Origin of the sequence: Flavobacterium sp., assembly GCF_043722275.1 — a bacterium.
Classification (GTDB): Bacteria; Bacteroidota; Bacteroidia; order Flavobacteriales; family Flavobacteriaceae; genus Flavobacterium.
Map to the genome: position 1 here is coordinate 84,741 of NZ_JAYSPC010000008.1, position 20,868 is coordinate 105,608.

At 33.4% G+C, this 20,868-nt stretch carries 13 protein-coding genes and 1 tRNA gene; 3 read left to right on the top strand and 11 right to left on the bottom strand.

Going from position 1 to position 20,868, the window contains the following annotated elements:
- Positions 1 to 735: 735 nt before the first annotated feature.
- The 3 genes from ACHZDT_RS01330 to ACHZDT_RS01340 are packed head-to-tail and all read right to left on the bottom strand — an operon-like array spanning position 736 to position 4,573.
- Positions 736 to 2,946 (bottom strand): xanthine dehydrogenase family protein molybdopterin-binding subunit, encoded by a 2,211-nt coding sequence (locus tag ACHZDT_RS01330; protein ID WP_394772863.1) that lies wholly within the window; start codon positions 2,944 to 2,946, stop codon positions 736 to 738.
- Positions 2,947 to 2,954: 8 nt separating this feature from the next.
- On the bottom strand, positions 2,955 to 3,935 hold the full coding sequence (locus tag ACHZDT_RS01335) for an FAD binding domain-containing protein (RefSeq protein ID WP_394772864.1): 981 nt from the start codon (positions 3,933 to 3,935) through the stop codon (positions 2,955 to 2,957).
- The gene (locus ACHZDT_RS01340; protein WP_394772865.1) at positions 3,932 to 4,573 is read right to left on the bottom strand and encodes a (2Fe-2S)-binding protein; all 642 of its coding nucleotides are present in this window, start codon (positions 4,571 to 4,573) and stop codon (positions 3,932 to 3,934) included. The genes ACHZDT_RS01335 and ACHZDT_RS01340 overlap by 4 nt, the downstream gene beginning before the upstream one ends.
- A gap of 175 nt (positions 4,574 to 4,748) precedes the next feature.
- On the opposite strand from ACHZDT_RS01340, the gene ACHZDT_RS01345 reads away from it, so the two are divergent.
- The gene (locus tag ACHZDT_RS01345) at positions 4,749 to 5,885 is read left to right on the top strand and encodes a cysteine desulfurase family protein (RefSeq protein ID WP_394772866.1); all 1,137 of its coding nucleotides are present in this window, start codon (positions 4,749 to 4,751) and stop codon (positions 5,883 to 5,885) included.
- 326 nt (positions 5,886 to 6,211) lie between these two features.
- Positions 6,212 to 6,787 (top strand): DUF4833 domain-containing protein, encoded by a 576-nt coding sequence (locus tag ACHZDT_RS01350; RefSeq protein ID WP_394772867.1) that lies wholly within the window; start codon positions 6,212 to 6,214, stop codon positions 6,785 to 6,787.
- Between the two features lie 443 nt (positions 6,788 to 7,230).
- On the opposite strand, the gene ACHZDT_RS01355 is transcribed toward ACHZDT_RS01350, so the two are convergent.
- From ACHZDT_RS01355 to ACHZDT_RS01375, 5 genes are all read right to left on the bottom strand, one after another.
- The gene (locus tag ACHZDT_RS01355) at positions 7,231 to 8,442 is read right to left on the bottom strand and encodes a DUF2931 family protein (protein WP_394772868.1); all 1,212 of its coding nucleotides are present in this window, start codon (positions 8,440 to 8,442) and stop codon (positions 7,231 to 7,233) included.
- A gap of 310 nt (positions 8,443 to 8,752) precedes the next feature.
- Positions 8,753 to 10,843 carry a phospholipase effector Tle1 domain-containing protein gene (locus ACHZDT_RS01360; protein ID WP_394772869.1) on the bottom strand — a complete coding sequence of 697 codons (2,091 nt, stop codon included), beginning with the start codon at positions 10,841 to 10,843 and terminating at the stop codon, positions 8,753 to 8,755.
- Positions 10,844 to 10,847: 4 nt separating this feature from the next.
- Positions 10,848 to 11,342: a DUF4280 domain-containing protein gene (locus ACHZDT_RS01365; protein WP_394772870.1), complete on the bottom strand. Its 495-nt coding sequence runs from the start codon at positions 11,340 to 11,342 to the stop codon at positions 10,848 to 10,850.
- Positions 11,343 to 11,361: 19 nt separating this feature from the next.
- Complete coding sequence (locus ACHZDT_RS01370) at positions 11,362 to 12,519, bottom strand: peptidoglycan-binding protein LysM (protein ID WP_394772871.1); 1,158 nt, start codon at positions 12,517 to 12,519, stop codon at positions 11,362 to 11,364.
- 791 nt (positions 12,520 to 13,310) lie between these two features.
- Positions 13,311 to 13,384: transfer RNA gene (locus ACHZDT_RS01375), tRNA-Arg, on the bottom strand.
- A 114-nt stretch (positions 13,385 to 13,498) separates the two neighbouring features.
- Here ACHZDT_RS01375 and ACHZDT_RS01380 point away from each other — a divergent pair.
- Entirely contained in the window at positions 13,499 to 14,011 is a 513-nt protein-coding gene (locus ACHZDT_RS01380) for an adenine phosphoribosyltransferase (RefSeq protein ID WP_394772872.1), read from the top strand.
- Positions 14,012 to 14,161: 150 nt separating this feature from the next.
- On the opposite strand, the gene ACHZDT_RS01385 is transcribed toward ACHZDT_RS01380, so the two are convergent.
- The 3 genes from ACHZDT_RS01385 to ACHZDT_RS01395 form a co-directional block, all read right to left on the bottom strand.
- Positions 14,162 to 15,586, bottom strand: a complete 1,425-nt coding sequence (locus ACHZDT_RS01385) for a SusD/RagB family nutrient-binding outer membrane lipoprotein (protein ID WP_394772873.1) — start codon at positions 15,584 to 15,586, stop codon at positions 14,162 to 14,164.
- 12 nt (positions 15,587 to 15,598) lie between these two features.
- Positions 15,599 to 18,799 carry a SusC/RagA family TonB-linked outer membrane protein gene (locus ACHZDT_RS01390; protein ID WP_394772874.1) on the bottom strand — a complete coding sequence of 1,067 codons (3,201 nt, stop codon included), beginning with the start codon at positions 18,797 to 18,799 and terminating at the stop codon, positions 15,599 to 15,601.
- A gap of 621 nt (positions 18,800 to 19,420) precedes the next feature.
- Positions 19,421 to 20,557, bottom strand: coding sequence for a Gfo/Idh/MocA family protein (locus ACHZDT_RS01395; protein ID WP_394772875.1), 1,137 nt, complete (start codon positions 20,555 to 20,557; stop codon positions 19,421 to 19,423).
- Between the last annotated feature and the right edge of the window lie 311 nt (positions 20,558 to 20,868).

The window sequence follows — 20,868 nt, forward strand, 5'->3', positions numbered from 1 at the left end:
CTTTTAATAAGAAGTAAGTTTTTTAGATGGTTAGATTTTTAGATGTTATATGTTAGAGGCAAGATATCAGAAGCAAGATTTTAGATGCAATTTTTCGATGTTAGATGCATGGTGTTAGATTGAAAATTGATTTATAAAATAAAATTCTGAAGAATGTCTTTAAGAGAAAATGTGTTTTTAGGTAATACATATTGGTTAAAAACATGAATTAAAAGAATAAGCTGAATGAATTTCGAAATTTAAGGCTGTCAAATCTGACAGCTTTTTTTGTGATAATAAATAGCACAATCTTGGAAAAACTTTTTAAAACATGGGAATTATATAACATTTAAATGAAATTATATAAAAAGGATATTTATTACAGGTATACATTTGGAAAGTATAGACAAATAATTATTAAGAAATGTTCCACAACTTTTAAAAAACTTAATTATTATTCAATCATATAATCTATACAGCCAAATCCAATTTTAAGAAAAAAATGGTGCATTTGTCATAAACGAATATTAACCTAAAGAAAGCAATTAAAAAGCTGCTATTTCTGATTTCAACCAATAACAGAATAGCTATTTTTTTAATTTTTGTTAAATCATGACGTTTTAATTTGTGATATTTTGCATCATTTTTTATTGAGTGTTTATTAACTAATTTGAAATACGGCTCATTTTATTTAATTTAAAAATCCCTTTAGAAATCAATTTCTAAAGGGATTTTATTTTTTTCAAATTCAAATTATCAGCCTGTAGCTACAGAAGGTTCTAATATTTTATCGAGTGTTATTGGTAAATTTCTCACGCGTTTTCCGGTTGCATTAAAAACGGCGTTTGCAATTGCGGGCGCCATTCCAACCAAAGCGGTTTCTCCAAGTCCTTTTGTTCCCATTGGGTTGCTTATTGGATCTTTTTTATTGACAAAAAACACTTCTTGTTTTTCAATATCGGCATTTACCGGAACATGATAATCGGCAAAATTATTATTGATTGCACGACCAAATCTGTGATCGATTTCAAGAGATTCCATTAATCCCATTCCGATTCCTCCTACTGCTCCGCCATACATTTGTCCTGCCGAAGTTTTCTGGTTGATTACCGTTCCAATATCGGCACAGGAAACGACATGAGCAATTCTGATTTTTCCTAAATTCGGGTTCACCAATACTTTTACAAAATGTACAGAAAATGAATAAATAGAATATTTCTTAGCTTCTTCAGAACCTTTAGATTCATTTTCTACTGATAATTCTTCAAGCTTATTATTGTTCAGTAACGAAACGAAACTAAGAGATTTTTTAGGATCTTTTTTAGAAGATATCTGACCATTTTCAAAACTTAAATCCGTTATTGGGATATTTTTGAACGTTTCATTTTCAGTTGCCAATCCCAATGTTTTGCTTACCAATAAATTACATGCATCATGAACCGCAGAACCTACGGATGATGTTGTTGCAGATCCTCCCTGAGTTGGTCCTTTTGGCAAACCGCTTCGTCCCATTTCAATTATTACATTTTCTGTTGGGATTCCGGTAATTTCTGCACCAATTGCCGTCATCATTGTTGCGGTTCCCGGACCCATATCGTTTACGCTGCATTGCAAAACCAAAGAACCATTTGCCAGAAATTTTGCTTTTACGGTCGTTGGATTTCGGTATGACCCAAAAGTTCCTGTTCCCATTCCGTAACCAACAAGCCATTCGCCTTCACGAACAGATCCAGGTTTATTTTTTCGGTTTTTCCAGCCAATGCGTTCCATTCCGCCTTCGTAACATTCTAAAAGATATTTACTGCTCCACGGTTTATTTTGTTCCTGATCTTTTTCGGCATGATTTCGTTTTCTAAACTCAATTGGATCCAAATCCAGTTTATGCGCTAATTCGTCAATGGCACTTTCTAATGCAAATGAACCTGTTGCTTCTCCCGGTCCACGCATCCAGATTGGCGTACAAGTGTCAAGTTCAGCAATGCGATATTTGGTTGAAACATTGGCACAATCGTACATAAAACGCGACATGTTTACGGTTGCTTCGGTAAAATCTTCATAATTAGATGTCATTGCCACAGCTTCATGCGTTAATCCGGTAAGTTTACCGTCTTTTGTTGCGCCCAATCCCATTTTCTGGATCGTATAAGGGCGAAAACCAACATTGGTAAACATTTGTTCGCGATGCAAAACCAATTTCACCGGTTTTCCTATTTTCTTTGAACCTATTAAAGCTGCGATTTCATAAGGCCAGGTATGCAATCCCATTCCAAAAGCACCGCCTAAATACTCAGAATGAACCTCAACATCTTCGGGAGGAATTCCAAATACATTTCCAACACTTTTTCTGGTTCCTTCAACACCTTGGCTTTTTGTATATAAAATGGGTTTGTTTCCGTTCCATTTGGCAATAATGTTCGCTAATTCCATCGGATTATGAACTTCGGTAGGAATCGTATATTCTTCTTCCAGAACAACTTCTGCATTTTTATAACCGTCCTGAATACCGCGATTATAATCTTTTGCGCGTTCTCCTCCGGGTAATTTTCCTTTATCTTTTACTTTTTCAAGTTCGGTTGAATGCTCTTCTTTCAAATATTCGGCTTTAATGAGACTTGCCGCATATTGCATACGCTCAAATGTATCAGCAATTACAAGTGCAATTGGCTGATCATAATATCGAACAGAATTATCTTTGAAAATCTGTAAAGGCTGACCTAAATTATCACGCTTTTTAGGTTGCTCATATCCTGAGGGTTTATCTACATTTAAATGCGTAATTACCGCCAAAACTCCGGGCGCCCATTCGGCTTTTTTAGTATCGATTGATTTAATCGTTCCTTTGGCAATCGTGCTTCCCACTAAACACGCATAGGTAATTCCGGGCGTTTTATATTCGGCTGAATAAGTCGCTGAACCTGTTACTTTAGCAAATCCGTCAACTCTGTTTATATTACTTGTCTTGCTCATAATTCGAATTATTTAGATGCTGCTATTGTCAATGCTTCTGTGATTGCATTTGGTCCAAGCGTGAGTTTAAAATCATTATCTCCATAACTTCTGGCACCTTTCATGGCTAAATCTGCTGCCTTTTTGAATGTAGCTTCAGAAACTGTTTTTCCTTTCAAAAATTCCTCTGCTTCGGTAAGTCGCCACGGTTTGTGCGCAACTCCGCCCATTGCAAGTCTCGCATCCTGAATTGTATTATTCTGAATGTCTAAACCAACTGCGACAGATATTAATGCAAAAGCATAACTGCTTCGGTCACGAACTTTTAGATAATGAATATTTTTGGTAAAATTATTAGTTGGAATTTCGATTGAAGTAATGATCTCTTTCTCTAAAAGTGTATTGTCTTTTTCAGGCGTATTTCCCGGAAGACGATGAAAATCCGTGAATTTAATTTCTCTTTTTCCTTTCGGACCTTCAACAAAAACGTTAGCGTTTAAAGCGGAAAGCGCAATGCACATATCACTTGGATGAACGGCGATACAACTCTCCGAAGCACCAAAAATAGCGTGCATTCTATTAGATCCGCCAATCGCTCCGCAACCACTTTTAGGAACTCGTTTGTTGCACGGCATATCAGTATTATAAAAGTAGGAACAACGCGTGCGCTGTAACATATTTCCTCCCACGCTCGCTATATGCCTGATTTGCTGCGATGCTCCGGCGGCTAATGCCAATGCCAGTAAAGGATATTTTTCTTTGATTAACTTATCTTCGGCAACCTGACTATTTTTTGCCAATGCGCCTATGGAAACTTTTCCTGTCAGGAATTCTATTTGTTTTAAATCTACTCCATTAATGTCTATCAGTTTATCCGGCGCGACAACGTTTTTCTTCATCAAATCGACAAGATTTGTTCCGCCGGCAATAAACATGGCTGAGTTTTCTTTGGCAATATTTGATACGGCAGATTTAGATGATAATGCTCTTATTATTTGAAAGTTTTTCATAATGCCTTTCCTCCTTCCTTAACTTCTGTAATTGCATCAACTATATTATGATAAGCACCACATCTACAGATATTTCCGCTCATATATTCCCTGATTTCTTCTCTGCTGTTAGCGTGACCTTCCTTAATACAGGCAATCCCTGACATGATTTGTCCGGGCGTGCAATATCCGCATTGAAAACCGTCATTTTTAATGAAAGCTTCCTGCATAGGGTGGAGTTTTTTTCCTTGAGAAAGTCCTTCGATTGTCGTCACTTTTGCATTTTGCTGCATCGATGCTAATGATAAACACGATAATATTCTGGTGCCATTTACATGAACGGTGCAAGCGCCACACTGCCCGTGATCACAGCCTTTTTTTGTTCCGGTAAGTAATAATTGTTCTCTTAATAAATCTAAAAGCGTGGTTCTGGGTTCTACATTTAGAGTGTGTTTTACGCCGTTTACTTCAAGTGAAAGCGGAACTGTTTCTAAATATTCGGCAATTTTTTCATCCCATTTATTTTCAGAAGCCATGACTAATGTAGGCGGAGCCAAAGCTAGTGCAGTCAATAAACCTGACTTTTTTATAAAATCGCGACGTGAAGAACCGGATTCTTCCTCGATCGCTTTATTTCTAATTGTTCTTTTGGCAGCCATGAATACTGTTTTAAATTACTAAAAGTCTAAATGTTACTCTAACAAATTTAAGAATACTGTGTGACAAAAAATTATAAAATTCACATAAACTCTATTTAAAATGCATATTTAGAATGATTAAATAATCGAAAATTAAATTCCTAAATTGTATTTTTACTTTATTAAGAATTAAAACATGTCACAAAAACCAATCATTTATCTCGATAATAATGCTACTACCCAACTTGATAAACGGGTGCTTGACGTTATGCTGCCTTATTTTACTAACTTTTATGCCAATGCAAGCAGTAATCATTTGGCGGGATTAACGATTCATGAAGCGGTTGAAAATGCAGCGTGGCAAACTGCAAACCTAATTGGTGCAAAAGCAGAAGAAATCATCTTTACCTCTGGCGCTACAGAATCTATAAATTTAGCGATCAAAGGATTAGCAAATCAAAACAAGAAACATATTATTACGGTTGCTACAGAACATAAAGCGGTTCTTGATACTTGCCAATTTATGGAAACTCTGGGTTTTGAGATTACGTATTTGCCAGTTGGTTCTGACGGAATTTTAGATTTAAATCTATTAGATGAATCTATTATTGATAAAACTTTGATGGTGATTGTCATGATGGTGAATAATGAAATTGGCGTTATTCAAGATATTAGTAAAATATCAGAAATCGTTCATGCTAAAAATGCTTTTTTTATGTGTGATGCGACTCAGGCTGTGGGAAGAATTCCTGTGGATGTAGAAAAACTTGGAATTGATATTTTAGCACTTTCGGCTCATAAGTATTATGGTCCAAAGGGAATTGGTGCTTTGTATGTTTCCGCTAAAGCGAAAGTAAAACTGATTCCACAAATACATGGCGGCGGTCAGCAACGCAAATTACGCAGCGGAACTCTCAATGTTCCGGGAATTATCGGACTTGGAAAAGCTTGTGAAATTGCTCAGGCGGAAATGGAATCGGGTCAAAACAGAATCACAAAACTGAGAGATAATCTTGAAGAAGGTTTATTGCAAATTGAAGGATCTTTTGTAAATGGCAATCCTTTAAACCGAGTTTATAATACTACAAACATTTGCTTTCCGGGAGTTAACTCTGAAACGCTGATTCTTGCTTTGCAGCATATTTCGGTTTCGAATGGCGCGTCGTGTTCTTCGGTTACTTCTGAACCTTCGCATGTATTAAAAGCTTTGGGTTTGTCTGATGAAAATGCTTTGAGTTCGATACGTTTTAGTTTAGGAAAATTTACTACTGAAGAGGATATTTTAGAGGTTCTTGAGAACGTTTTGAGTTTGGTGAGACAAATGAGTTTATAAAGAGATAATCGCGCAAAGTCGCAGAGTTTTTTTATTTAAGTTTATTATGAAAAAATAATCGCGCAAAGTCGCAGAGTCGCAAAGTTTTATTTTAAGGAAGTTTCAGAAGACCGCAATATTTATAGTCCCAGCGGGATGATATATTTATGGAAAAATTAAAGATTTAGCGAGAAAGTAATTAGAAAAATCCGTTTTTATCAGCGTTTTCGCTTTAGCGAATCAGAAAAATCAGCGTCTAATTTTGACGCGGATAAAACAGATTTACTTCGTAAAAACGCGGATAAAAACGGATTTGATTTGCCCCTGGTTATATAAAAATTTCGTTTATGAATAAATTATCATTTAAAAATTTTACAAGATCACTAATCGTTATAATGATCTTAGTAAATATAATTTCCGGAAATCTATTGGCACAATCCAAAAATCCATCGCCATTAAATTTTCCGACGCCTAAAAATATTGATAATATGCTGTTTTACATTCAGCGAGACCCCAATATAAACACTGCTATTTATGCCATAAACTATCAGGAAAGTGGAAAAATAAACAAAAGCAATCCTATAAAAGCCTATTGGATTCGATATGCTGAGAAAGGAGAAAAAAAAGATTTTAATTATCTACAACGAAAATATGCCTACGGAATAGAAAGTAAAACCGTAAATAATGAGGAGTTTGAGCTTCAATTTGTATCGTATAAAAAGTTACCCCTGACCTTGAAAAAGATAGATTCAGATCAAAAATATCATGTTTTTGTAAATGTAAATCAGAAAAAAATACAGGTAGAAAAAATATTTGTTCGCATTGAGGGAGGTTCTTTTTGGTTACCAAATGTAAAGTATGCCGAAGTTACCGGAATTGATGCTTCGTCAAATAAAACAATTACTGAAAGAATGTTGTTATAATAAGATAGAACTTATGCTTCTATAAATCAAAAGTTGCTCAATCGCTCTGATATGCACAACGATAGCGCGGAAATTCTTTCCGTGCCCGTTCCTAATATTAATAAAAACTGGATTTTCTTTTTTTAAATCCGTTAAGATACTTTGCGGGCACGGATTGCAAATCAGCGCTATCGTGGTTAAAATTGAATTATAAGTATAACTGTATAGATAAGTATTTTTTTCATTTTTTGTATATTTAAAATTCACGATAGCAACGTTTAGAATTGCCATAAACTGGTTGTTTTGTAGCAAGATTATAAATCATTTATAGAAGAATTTCCTTCGATATTTTTTCTATATGGTTTTTTACCATAGATGTTGAAGCGGTTAAGTTAAGCTTCAAAGATCACTTGTCTTACATTATATTATACATTTTTTAATTTAATAAAGAATTACAGCTTAATTTATTCAGCGTCATAAACCTCTACTTTTGAGTTTGGTATTTCAATTTCAGAAGTTGGAGATTTTAAATACACTTTACCAGAAAAAATAGGTTTATTGATGTTGCTTTTTGTAATTTCTTTATTGAATTTAATGTATAATTCGACATTTTCGTTTTTGTCAAAAAATGCTTTAAAACGCTCCATTAATTGATTATTAAAATTACGTTTTTCAAGTGGATCTTTTATGGCGTCATTCTCATTTGTTGTTTTTCCATTAAGTAAATCTACCCAAATACGAACTTCTAATTGTCTTGAAAATTGATCTTCTATAAATATTACCATACTTATAGGTACAGCTTTTCCAACAACGGTATCGTTAAGGAATTCAATACCTGTATTGGCGTTACTGATAACTTCGTTATTCATAAAAAAGATATCGTAATTGTAAATTTTAAAGTCTGATCTATTGGTACCAATTTTATAATTGTATCGTTTAAGACGATTCTTGAAATATGTATTACTTATTTTATTAGTTGCTATTTCTTCCTGAACAAATGGGAGCATATCTTTTTGATAATTTTTTACAACTTCATTTCTGTCTAAATTTTTACTAAAACTAGACCATTCAATATCGAAAATTTCATTAGCTTGATAAGTGCCAATTTCTTTATTACCAAATCCTCCAATCCATAAAGTTACGATACCTTGCGGAGCAAAGGCAATGGTTAGCGTATTATATTCATTTTTATATTCTACACCATCCATACCTATACTATTTCCATAATCTTTTTTAAAAATATCATATATTTCTTTTTGAGGCAACTCAAAATCACCTGAGAAAAACTTATTTTCTGCATACGAAAACCAAGTTATTTTCATACGTTCTGGAACTTTCTTTTTATCATCACCAACTACCATAGTCCCACTGCTACTAGATCCCCAACTATCATTTAGATATTGTCCGCTTGGTATCCATCCCTCAGTTTTATCAGATAAAATGAAACTTCCACTAATAACCTCTACAGGGCAGCTCTCATCTCCACTGGTTTCTGCGAACCATTCAAATTTTTCTATTTTTATAAGCATTTCTTTTTGTTTTTCTTTATTTGAGAAATAGTATAGTAATGGTTTTTCTTTTTCCTCCCATGCATTATACCCCATTTTAAATAACATCAATACGAATAATGTAACCGCTATTAATATGTAAATTTTGTTTAAAAAATTTATCTTCATAATTTTAATTTAATTTGGCTTCATGCCTTTGGCAAATTCATATATATACCAGGTTAATGATAGTACTATAATACTTGCGATTATAAGAAGTATGAATATAATTCTTGTTATTAATCGTTTAAATCCATAAATGTATGCATAGATTGCAAGTAAAATAGTTAGAACAGGAATCATTAATATTAATCTTTCAGAATAACCAAAATCATCCGAATAAAAGAAGCAGGATAAAAATGAAATTAATATAATTAAGAATATGGATAATATTTTATTTTTATTTTGATCTGACATTTTATTTAAAGCTTGTATATATTTATCCATTAATAATTTTTCTATAGGGTTTTCCGTCTTTATATCTGCCTTCTTTTCCCATACTGTCACAAGTTGATCTATGTAGGTATTTATTACGTATAGAATGTAATTTTTCATTTTCAAGAGTTACCGCTTTACTATGTGCTCCGTCATTTGTAATTGCATAATCTAATAACGAATTCTTTGCTTCTTCGAGATCATCTGGGACTTTGTAAGTCTCCTTTTTACCTTTTTGCATTAGCGAGTTATCAAATATCATTTTATAATTTTCTGCAAGTTTTACCATGATAGCGAGCGGGATAAATTGATAAGATAAAGATATTTTTCGAGTGCCAATATGTTTTGTATAAGAGTACTCGTCTTGTTTTGTTGTTGTAGTTACAATTTGTTCTCTTTGGTACCAACCTTCTTTTATTAAAGTTTCTTTTATGTTTGGATAACCATTTTCTAGATGTAGTTTTCTTTTTTCATTTTCAATTTCGGCATAGCCGCCTCCAATGTCACTATGAACGCCAGGTAAAGAGAGTTCGTAGCCAATTCCGGCATTAATAGAACTTTTAATATTTGTAAGAGAAAAATTTTCACGATATTCATCAGCCGCGGTTAAATGTATTACTTTTTTTATATTTCCTTCTAGTTTTAATTTTAGTTCTTCTACATCATCAAAATCATGTGAAGCAGCAGAACCATATCTTCCGTAGTTGCCTTCTACTTCATATGAGGAAACAGTATCAAATAGCCCAACAAACTGTATTGTAAATTTGTTGGATTCTAAATTATATATATCTTGCAATTTTCGTCTTTGAGATATAAAATTTCTTGCGGCCGCTGCACCACGGCTAAAACCAAAAACAGTTAAATCTATTTCATTTACAAATTGATTTTCTTTTATAAATTTATCTGCTTTGAGTTTGTCAATTTTTTTCTTTATTTCGATAAAAGCTTTATTTACTTTAACCGGAATTCCTGATTTATCACCGCTTCCAAAAGCAAATCCCATTACGTCATCTTTGTCATTATCCCTAGTACCTTCTCCTTCGATGTAAATTTTTACTTTATTTTCACTGTTTTTTGCAGTGTTTATGTTGTGCATAATAGCAATATTAGAAAAATAGTTATCATAACTGCTTTCATCTGCATCATTATCCTCAAAAACTTTAGCTGCTAAAGTTTCATCTGGACTTAGCCCAAATCCTTTTTTCTTTTTTTCAAAAGCTAATCTCGCTTCTGTATTTTTCATATTATTCAAAGTACCATCAAAAAACACATTAACTGTTACTTTCACACCTGTTTTATCATCCGGTTTTTTTTGTTTATCAGGAGCAGCAACTTTTGCAAGGCTATTATTTTTAGGAGGTTCAACCGTTTTCTTTAGATCATTTATAATCTTAAGCTGTATCGTATCCTGTATCGTGTCAATTTTTCCTATATATTTAACCTGCGCGTAAAATTCATGTTCACTTTCGTCTTTAAAATCTTTATCGTTTAGTATTTTTTGATATGCTTTTATGTTATTAAAATACAATTCTGCTTTTCCATACTTATCAACAGGAGATGTAGTATAGGTTCCCATGTTTCGAGAACTATTAGCATGTCCGTCTGTACCTTCGTCTTCCCAAATAGTTACTTGAAGCCTGTCTCCGGCCGGAATATTTAGAGTATGAATAAATAAGTGAACATTGTCAGAGTAGGCAATTGCTTTACTGTCTAAATCTCGATAATATTGATCTTGCCATTTAAGATTTTCTATGCTTGGTGTTCCTGCAACTGGAGTAATATTAAGTTTTGCAGTATCTTTTGTGCCATGAATATCAGTAAAAGTAACAACAATTGTATAATTGATCCCCAAACTTGCCTGACTAAAAGTAACTCCACCATCGTTACCTAAATCTAAAAAGAGTTTTCCGTTTTTTAAAAGTGTCCACTGCTGTTTTACAATTTTAGCCCCATCTACTTCCTTATGGTTGTCTTTTTCATTTACATATAATTGTACTCCTTTTTTTTCTTGATCTTTAGTCGTCTTTGTATACATTAACGAGTAAACATTTTTGCCAATTATAGGTCTTGAATCTCCTTTGATATAAAATTTCATAATATTATTTTTCAGCTTCAGATATTCCGTTTAGTTCATTTTGAAATTCTCCCATGTTAAACATCGGATTTATTAGATTATGAACATCAGGATTTGCATTGATGAAATTTTGTTCACTAGGTTCAGCTATTTGACCGTGATTTTTAATCTCAATGCAATCAGGTCCACCAATAGGACAAGTCCCTTTACTATCTTCTAGTAATGCTTGACCTTTATTAGACAAAGTTATTTTTTTATAAAAACTACTCCATTCTGTAATTGTTACTTGGCATGGTAAATAATCACCGCTTCCATTAGGTTGCATTTTGCATTTCCCAAAAGTATTTTTTTTTAATGCCTGACCAATCTCCTTGTTTGTGGCTATAAGTTTTTTACTACCATCTTTATCATTTCCATAATGTTTATTTTGCGTTTTTACTTTTAATTTATCAAGTTTTGGCTCTACACTAAATTTACATTTCAGAGTTGCACCGTCCACAACAATATGTTTTTCACTCATAATTTTCTCTTATTCCTAATTAATGAAGTTTAAAAAGATCCTTGAAAAAACTTTCTTTTTTTATAGTTTCACCTACAAAAAAATCATGATTTTGCTCAGAAGCTATAACTTTTTTGTCATTGAGATTATAGATTTTAACAGTCGCTTTTTTAGTAAGATTACCAATGATATCGCATTCTAAACTCGCACTTTCGATCTTATAAGTATGTGGATTCAAATGGTAAACGGAATGATAGTTGCCAGAAAAATTATTTTTTTCAAGCGTAGTTTCTTTTGATGTATTTGCTAACGTGCCTTTTTTTTCAATTACTACCATATTTATATCATTTAGATACTCATCAATTTTTTGAGTTACTTTGAATATTAGAGCGTCATCTTTAGGTGTAATAGCAAAATCTGTCTCTGCGATGAAAGATAACTCTGAAGTATAAGCAGTATGGATTCCATTAAAGAAGACTTTTAAAAACCAATCATCGGATAGATTTTGATGTAAGTTTTCTACATCATTTAATATAGAATCGACAGCATTTAAATATTTATTTATAGTTTCGCCTTCATTTTTTTTTAAGATTTTTTTTCTCTTTACAATCCATCTTTCGCCTATATCATCAAAATTATAAATATCGATCCATTTTCCTTCCTGATTAATAACGATTCGTAATGGATATAAAACACTTGATACTTCCTCTGCTAGAGTATCCGTTATGGTGTCAGTCTGAGCATTATTTAAATATACTTTAGATAATCTATCAATTTCAAATAAAGAGTATCCATTTTTATCTTTTGTAATACATTCTACACTTGCTTTGTATTTTATAGTTTGTAAATGCTTATCATTTTCAATAGTCTGAAGTACCATGTAGGTATTTTTGCCTCTTACGTTATCAAAAGGTATCTTGAATTCATTATCGAAAATCACTTTTATTGGCTTTGAATTTTCTTGCTCGCCATCCGATTCCTGTTTTGTTGGTTTTAAAAGAAGAAATTGTAAATGACTTGGAAAATAAGCATTTATCACATCAGCATCTTTGATACAATTAAAATTATGATAATGTCTAAGTTCATACAATGTTATTTCAAGTTTATCAGCTACTGAACTAGGAGTATCTCCTTTTTGTATTTTGTAAGTAAAGTGCTTAACTACTCCCCAATTATCTAAAATTTTACCTTTACTCATGAAATATGTGACATTTATTTTGATTTTAAAGATACATATTTTTCTTACATTATAAAAATTAAACGTTAATAATTAAGGATATAATATAGAAATAACTTAATTATTTTCCTGTTAATTTTCAACCTCCTTGTTTTTAGGTTATTAGATTTTTTAATATGTTTGTTAAAATTTATTTTTTAATGTGCAGATCACATTTATATTCCCACTCTTTTGAGAATTCTTACGGAAAGGCGAATTTTTCCTGACTTCGCAACAGTAAATAATGTTTGAAAACAAAAAAGAGACTCGAAAGTCTCTTTGTGCAATTAATATATCTTCTATAAAAGTTTATTTTTCTTTTAGTGATTTCTCCAAAACCTTAATTTGTTCATCATTAGATTTTAAAAGTTCTAAATTCAATCATAAAATCTTTTTGCTCTAGCATAGAAATTTTCTTTTGATTCTAGTCAGAAATTATTTTACCACAGAGCGCGTAGAGATTTTTCGCAAAGTTCACAAAGCTGTATGTTTTCTATTTGCTGATAAATATAAGTTCACCTAGCTTAATTTAAAACTTGGTCAATATCCAAAGTCATTGTAATCCTTATAATTAAACCCGAAGCTTTGTGAACTTTGCGGGTTTCTACATAAAAACTTCTTTGTGCTCTGTGGTAAAATCGTTACAGTAAAAATTACAATTTTAAAACTCAGCAGGTTTTCGTGTTGATCCTTAATCTGTTTAATAGCGATATTAAAGAGCCAAAAAAGCCATAAAAAAATCCCATTTCGTAAGAAATGGGATTTTAGTTTCGTGACCTCGACTGGATTCAAACCAGTAACCTCTTGAGCCGTAATCAAGTGCGCTATTCAGTTGCGCCACGAGGCCTTTTGTTCTCAATAAGCTAATTTTTCGTAGCTTTGTTGAGCGCTTATTGCGGGTGCAAAGATAGAAAGAAATGTGAGATATACAAGCATAAAATAACATAAAATTAAAAAAAAAATGAAGATCGAAAATTATATACGTGATATTCAGGGTTTTCCTAAAGAAGGAATTTTGTTTAAAGATATTACTCCGCTATTAAATGACCCAATTGCAAGGCAGGAATGTCTTTCAATTTTAGTTGAATCCTTAAAAGGACAAAAAATTGACAAGGTAGTTGGAGCAGAAAGTCGTGGGTTTTTCTTCGGGATATTATTGGCACAGGAATTAAATGCGGGATTTGTTCCGGTAAGAAAACCTAAAAAGCTTCCTTATGAAATTATTTCGGCTTCTTATGAATTAGAATATGGCACAGATAGTTTAGAGATGCACACAGACGCAATAAAAAAAGGCGACAGGATTTTGATTCACGACGATGTTTTAGCAACAGGCGGAACCGCTAAAGCAGTTTGTGAATTAGTAGAAAAATTAGGCGGCGAAATTGTACAATGCAACTTTTTAATGGAATTGTCTTTCCTGAACGGAAGAGAAAAAATTAAAGAGTATCCCCTATTTGCTGCAATAACGTATTAATACTATTTGATTATTTAGAAATTCAAAAATTGTAAATCAATACAATATAAAAAATCCGCAAAGTCTGAGACATTTGCGGATCATTTTTTTTAGAAACATCTCTAATAAGTTTTTACTTATATTGAGCTAAAGTTTCTTTTTCAGAATAAATTATTTTGCATCAAACCATAGTTTTGTAGTCAGCACATCTTTTCCCTGAGTAGCTATTGCAGCCTGATAACTAGTTCCGTTTAACGATTGCTCTGTACCAGGATAAAAGAAACGTGAAGGAATTTGTCCGTCTAAAACCGTTGCAGGACCAGCTTTCAAGACAGGATAATCAAGTCTTCTCCACTCTGTAAAAGCGTCAAGACCTTGTCCATAGAATGCAATCCATTTTTGAGTACCAATTGATTTTGCATAATTTGTTGCATCGTATTTTACAGTCGCCTGATTGAGATACGTCGCAATTGTTGTTGTATTCGTGATCCCGAATTGATTAAATGATGCCGTAATGGCACTTTTATAAAGCTGTTCTGCATCTCCTGCAATATAACCACGTGCTACAGCTTCCGAAAGGTTAAAAAGCGTTTCAGAATAAGACGCAATTACAGCCGGTGATGCCGAAGTTAAAAAGTAAGTTCCCGGTTTTGATGTTTTAGCAAAACCCTGACTATTTGCATCACTATTTGATAATCCATTTGCACCACCTACATATTTACCCACCGTAGCATCAGATGGTAATTGAGCATAAACCGGTAAACGCGGATCTGATAATTCATTTAACTTGTCAACCAATGTTTTCGAAATACGAAAATCATCACGGGTTTCAAACCATGCCGAAGCCGGATTTTGCTGAGGCGAACTGGTGTAAACAAACTGAAATGTTTCGCTATTACTGCTAATTAGTCCCGCAGCATCTGTTGTTGCGTCAATTGCGGTTTGTTTTGCTAGTGCAGGTTCTTTGTCGGAAATTCTTAAAGCAATACGCAAACGAAGTGAATTTACCAGTTTTTTCCATTTTGCAATATCGCCTTTATAAGCTAAATCACCAGTTACAGTTCCGTTTGTGGGACTTAACAAAGACTGAGCCTGTTTTAAATCTTCCAGTAATCCCGTATAAACTTCCTTTTGAGTATTATATGCCGGTGTTACTTTTAGACCTGCTTCTTTATAAGGAATGCTTCCGTAAGCATCTGTCAATAATAAAAAGGTCCATGAACGCAATGTTAGTGCAATCCCTTTATAATTTGAATTTGCCTGTTCAGCAGGGAAATTTATAATCGTATTCAAATCTGTAATCAAAGTTGCGTAACCCTTATCCCACAGCGTCGTGAAAGAAGCGTTTGATACATCGTATCTATCCGGTTCTGTATATTGAATTTTAGCCCAATGCTGAACAAACAGCAAAGACGAGTTAAAATTATTATCGGCACCCCAATATAAGTCAGCACCTTGCTTTAAAGTTCCTGTTAAAAGGTACGAAGCTAGTGGTGTTTCGGTTGCATTTGGATTTGCATTAATATCATCCAATGTATCATTGCATGAAGTCAGTGCCAATGCAAATAGAGTTGTATATAAAAGTTTTTTTAGCATGATTTTGTGTTTTTAAAATCTTAAATTGACATTAAGGCTGAAATTTCTTGTAGTTGGCAAAGCCAAACTTTCCAATCCTTGTGCATTTCCGGTATTGAAAGCTGTTTCAGGATCAATATTTGGTGCATCTTTATAGATAAATAATAAGTTACGACCTACGGCAGTAATACTCGCTCCTTCTAATCCAAGCTTTTTAGCAAATGATTTATTGAAATTATACGCTAGTTTTATTTCTCTTAGTTTTACAAAAGTCGATTTGTAAATATAAGCCTCACTAATATTGTATGATGCTTTATAATATTCCTGTGCACTAATTACCTGATTGTTTGGAGTTCCGTCAGCATATACACCATTAAAAATCATTCCGTCATCAAACACCGGTGCTCCGCCAGGCGCAGCAGCTCCAGCAGGAAGCAATGTTTTTGTAGTTCCTGTAGTTGTAGTTGTGGTATAATAATTTAATCCGCCATTTGCCGCATCACGTCCCGGAAGGGTTTGAGCTAATACACCTGTATAATTACCGGTTCTGTTAGTTCCGGAAAAAAGCTCCCCTCCTACACTTGCATCAACAAGAAATGAAAGTTCAAGATTTTTATACGTTACTGTATTTGTAACACCACCTATAAAGTCGGGAGTATAATGTCCTAAAACTCTTTTTACCGGATCAGCTTTTGGTAATCCATTAGCGCCTACAACTATATTTCCGCTTGCGTCACGCTCATAAGCAGTTCCGTAAAGTGCTCCGTAAGCTTGTCCTACAGATGCTAATACATCAACACCTCCAGAGGTACCAATTGTATAGTTCTGAATTTGTTTTGCATAATCAAGAACTTCAACTTTGCTTGTATTTTTTGAATAATTCACGCCTATATTCCATTTGAAATCCTGAGTTTGAACAGGACTTCCGTCAAATTGAATTTCGATACCGTGATTGTTTACTTTACCTGCATTGATTAATTGCGAATTATAACCGCTTCCGGCTGTAGTTTTAATTTCTAAAATCTGGTCAAAACTATTGGTGTTATAATACGCTACATCAAAATGAAGTCTGTTTTTCCAGAAAGAAGCTTCTAAACCAACTTCGGTTGAACGCGTTGTTTCCGGTTTCAAATTCTCGTTAAGTTTCTTTTGTGAAGAAGTTTGAATTGGATTTCCGTCAAATGCAGTTTTAAAATCATAAACCGTAGACAATTGATACGGATCTGCATCGTTACCAACTTCAGACCAGCCACCACGTACTTTTAAGAAATCAAGGGTATTGCTTTTCAAATTCAAAGCTTCTGATAAGATTAAACTACCATTAACAGATGGATAAAAATAAGAACGGTTACTGCTTGGTAATGTCGATGACCAGTCATTACGCGCAGTTACGTTTAAATATGCATAGTTTTTATAACCAAATTGTGCCGATGCATAAGCGCTGTAAACTCTCAGTCTTGATAAATAATTTGACGACGTTAACGGATCTCTTGAATTTGTTAATGTATATAAATCAGGCACAGCTAAACGTGGTGCTTTTTGATAATTGTTTGCATCGCTGTGATTACGAATATTGAAACCCGCAAGAGCATCTACAGTAAAATCATCGTTCAGTTTTTTAGTATAAGTAAAAATACCTTCTGTGTTTTGTTCATTTACTGTATAAGCATCTTCAGCATATGACCCAAAAGGAGTTCCGTTTGTACCATATTTAATCTCATATTTTCTACGATCGTTATAATAATCAACTCCTGTACGGAATTTAAAATTAAGTCCTTCGGCAAGTTTTGCATCTAAATGAACGTCTCCCATAAATCGGTTACGCTGCTGACTTGTAGTATTATAATATGCATTCCAGTATGGATTGCTGTAGTAACTGTTGTTCCAGTTTACGTCTCTGTTATTTCTAAGCTGATTAACATCAACCTGACGCCCGAACCAAAGAAACTGAAGCATTACGCCCGCAGCACGGTTTCCAGATGGACCACCCGGAAGTGCCGGAGCATCTGTAACAATATAATTACCCGTTACACCTACTTTTATATTTTTAGAGATTTGGTAATTAGTATTAATAGTAAAGTTTGTTTTGTTTACTTCACTGTTAGGCACAGTTCCTGTTTGTTTTTGATTGTTTATTCCAAGGCGGAAATCTGATTTATCATCTGATTTAGCGATAGAAATACTATTATCAAAAGTAAGACCTGTATTAAAAAAGTCCCTTACATTATCAGGATGCGCCACAAAAGGAACTGCAACACCATTTGAACTGAATTGAGGAATAAGGCGACCGTCTAATTTAGGTCCCCAGCTTTCATCAACTCCATCATTAATTCCGCCTCCTTTACCATCTACATAACTGAATAATCCGTTGGATCCTTGTCCAAATGAATTTTGAAAACTTGGCAATGTAGCAACCTGAGAAATCGTAATACCCGAATTAAACGTTATTCCAAGTCCTTTTTGACTTTTTCCTGATTTTGTAGTAATCAAAACAACACCATGTGCCGCACGCGATCCATAAAGAGCCGCAGCATTTGGACCTTTTAATACCGTTAATGTTTCAATATCATTCGGGTTTAAATCGGCAATTGCATTTTTAAAATCACGCGAAGCCACAGTTCCACCGGCACTACTCAACTGCGAGTTATCAACCGGAACTCCATCTACCACAAATAATGGCTGGTTATTTCCGGCAATCGAAGTTTCTCCACGAATAATAATACGCGAAGATCCCATATCTCCCTGCGAATTCGTAATACGAACTCCTGCCAGTTTACCGGTAAGACTATTTAAAAAGTTCGTTTCTTTAGTTTCTGATATATCCTTGTTTTTAAGGGATTGAGTCGTATAACCTAAAGATTTTTTTTCTTTTGAAATACCAAGCGCAGTAACCACTACTTCTGACAACGCGTTCGGTTCTTCGGTAAGACTTACTACAACTGAATTTTCAGTAGCTACGATTTCTGTTTTTTTATATCCAAGATAACTTACAACAAGCGTATAAGGTAATTTTTGTCCAGTCTGGAAAAAAAACTTTCCGTCAAAATCTGTTACAACGCCGTGTGTAGTACCTTTTATATTTACCGAAGCACCAATTATAGGGTCTTTTGTAACAGCATCTATCACTGTTCCTTCGAGTTTTGATTGTATTAAAGGTTTGGTTTCCTGAGCTTTAATCCCTACGGAAATCAACAAAATACATAATCCTATATATCTATTTAATTTTTTTTTCATTACTTTGTTTTAGTTTAATAAATAAGGCAAGCCGATAACAGATTTACTCCATTCTCGCTTTCCTTACAGAGATGCACAATTTCTTTAAGCTACGCCATTTCTGCTCGAACAGAAATGGTTTTTTTATTTACAACACATTCGCTTTTTCATTTTTATTTTATTTTGGATTACTATTATTTGAATTGCTCTTTTAAGATTCCGACCCAAAAATTTTAAGATTCATCTTATCAAACTTATAAAATCAAAGACTAAAAACCTTTGAAAGCGCCAACTCACAAGGCATAAATCATCAACCTTTTTTAAATTCTACTAATTTGGTAGAAGAAAAGTAGATTAAAATATTAAAACTCGAAATTTTAAGTGTTTTTTTTGACAAAAAAATGTTAATTAAAATTTTAGTAAAATTTTAATTCCCTAAAAACAAGAACATTAATAATTATACACATTTTTTCATTGTGTAAGAATTTTTCTAAAACAAAACACAAATAATGCTTAAAAGGACCTTTTTTAAAAGATATTTCTAAAAAAAAACAACCCGTTTTATCACTAAATTCAGTGATAAAACGGGTTGTTTTGATATTTGATTTATAAAATTAGTAATGAATTACTCGTATTTTAGTTTTATTTCGAAGCAAGAATTGCAATAGTCAAAGCTTCAACAGCATCTTCGACTGTTATTGTGAGTTTGTGGTTAGGATTCTCTATCTTCAAAATCAAATCTGATAAAATCGATTGGACACATTTGCCATATACTTCGCCTTTTGTTTCTTGAATTTCAAAAGTTCCAGATACCATTTCATCAACATCATAAGCAATTCCGCCAAAATGAGTTTGCTTTTTTACTTCAGAAGTAGATTCATCAGATGCACCCCAGCCTTCCGGTCTTGAAACATCGTTTAATTTATCCAGTGATTCACTTTTGTTCATTGTCCATCCCGGAATATTATTAAATTGCTCTTTGTTTTTTTCATTGACCAAAGCTTTTACGGTTCCTTTCATAGGCATCCAGCCTTCAATTACAATTCGTGCCAAATCATACACGAGGTTTATTGTCGTTTGCTCAAAGACACCCGGACCGGAAAAAGCATGATAATAATTGGCAATAAGGCCATCATTGTATAAAACCAAAGCAGCAACCTGATCTCGTTGTGCTGCATTTCGATTTTGCGAAGTTCCGTACACCTCTTTATAATGCTGACCGCTTAAAGCTTTTACAATATCAAAAAAGTGAACGCCATGTTCGACAAGAATTCCGCCGGACAATTTTTCATCCCAAAACCAGTGATTTTCAGGCAAAGTTTCATCCTGCGCATAGTTGTTTACCACCACATGTCTGAGCTTACCCAAAACGCCGTCATGTCCTAATTTCATGAAATTTTGAATTATAGGATTGTAGCGAATCATATGATCTACGGTAACAATCTTGCCGGTTTCCTTTTGGGTTTCCAGGATTTGCCTTGCGCCTTCATCCGTAATTGCGACTGGTTTTTCAAGTAATACATGCTTGCCGGCTTTCATGGCAGCACATGCCATTTCAACATGTAAACCAGGTGGCGTAACGATACTTACAATATCTATTTCAGGATTATCAATAAGCTGTTTCCAATCGTGATATAAGGTGACATTCTCAACATGGTTAGAATGACCACCGGAATCAGCTACGGCTACAACTTCGACATTTTCTAATTTTGTCCACCAATGATGAAGGAACTTTCCAAATCCTCCATAACCAATTATTCCTACTTTATATTTCTTCATCTCTATATGTCATTATATTAAATTATTATTCAGAGTTTTTTATTTATTTGAAAGATTAAAATGCTGATTTAATTGCCATTAGATTTTAATTTTCTCAATATAAACCACATTATAACAATATTAATAAAAGAGAAGTACAATTCTTTACAGTATTTTATCCACTTTTTACAACATTAGCATTATTAGTAAATATCTGATTTAATGCAAGATAGATATTGTATAAACAGAAGTGATTATTCTATAAATAAAATTCGATTAGCCTTTTTAAATTTGAGAAAATGATTTACGGTTTATACTGCACCTTCAAAAAA

Coding starts and splice junctions, on each gene's coding strand:
- ACHZDT_RS01365 (WP_394772870.1), bottom strand. CDS start 11,342: ATGAGTGAAAAACATATTGTTGTGGACGGTGCAACTCTGAAATGTAAA.
- ACHZDT_RS01330 (WP_394772863.1), bottom strand. CDS start 2,946: ATGAGCAAGACAAGTAATATAAACAGAGTTGACGGATTTGCTAAAGTA.
- ACHZDT_RS01390 (WP_394772874.1), bottom strand. CDS start 18,799: ATGAAAAAAAAATTAAATAGATATATAGGATTATGTATTTTGTTGATT.
- ACHZDT_RS01335 (WP_394772864.1), bottom strand. CDS start 3,935: ATGAAAAACTTTCAAATAATAAGAGCATTATCATCTAAATCTGCCGTA.
- ACHZDT_RS01355 (WP_394772868.1), bottom strand. CDS start 8,442: ATGAAGATAAATTTTTTAAACAAAATTTACATATTAATAGCGGTTACA.
- ACHZDT_RS01380 (WP_394772872.1), top strand. CDS start 13,499: ATGAAGATCGAAAATTATATACGTGATATTCAGGGTTTTCCTAAAGAA.
- ACHZDT_RS01340 (WP_394772865.1), bottom strand. CDS start 4,573: ATGGCTGCCAAAAGAACAATTAGAAATAAAGCGATCGAGGAAGAATCC.
- ACHZDT_RS01385 (WP_394772873.1), bottom strand. CDS start 15,586: ATGCTAAAAAAACTTTTATATACAACTCTATTTGCATTGGCACTGACT.
- ACHZDT_RS01395 (WP_394772875.1), bottom strand. CDS start 20,557: ATGAAGAAATATAAAGTAGGAATAATTGGTTATGGAGGATTTGGAAAG.
- ACHZDT_RS01360 (WP_394772869.1), bottom strand. CDS start 10,843: ATGAAATTTTATATCAAAGGAGATTCAAGACCTATAATTGGCAAAAAT.
- ACHZDT_RS01350 (WP_394772867.1), top strand. CDS start 6,212: ATGAATAAATTATCATTTAAAAATTTTACAAGATCACTAATCGTTATA.
- ACHZDT_RS01345 (WP_394772866.1), top strand. CDS start 4,749: ATGTCACAAAAACCAATCATTTATCTCGATAATAATGCTACTACCCAA.
- ACHZDT_RS01370 (WP_394772871.1), bottom strand. CDS start 12,519: ATGAGTAAAGGTAAAATTTTAGATAATTGGGGAGTAGTTAAGCACTTT.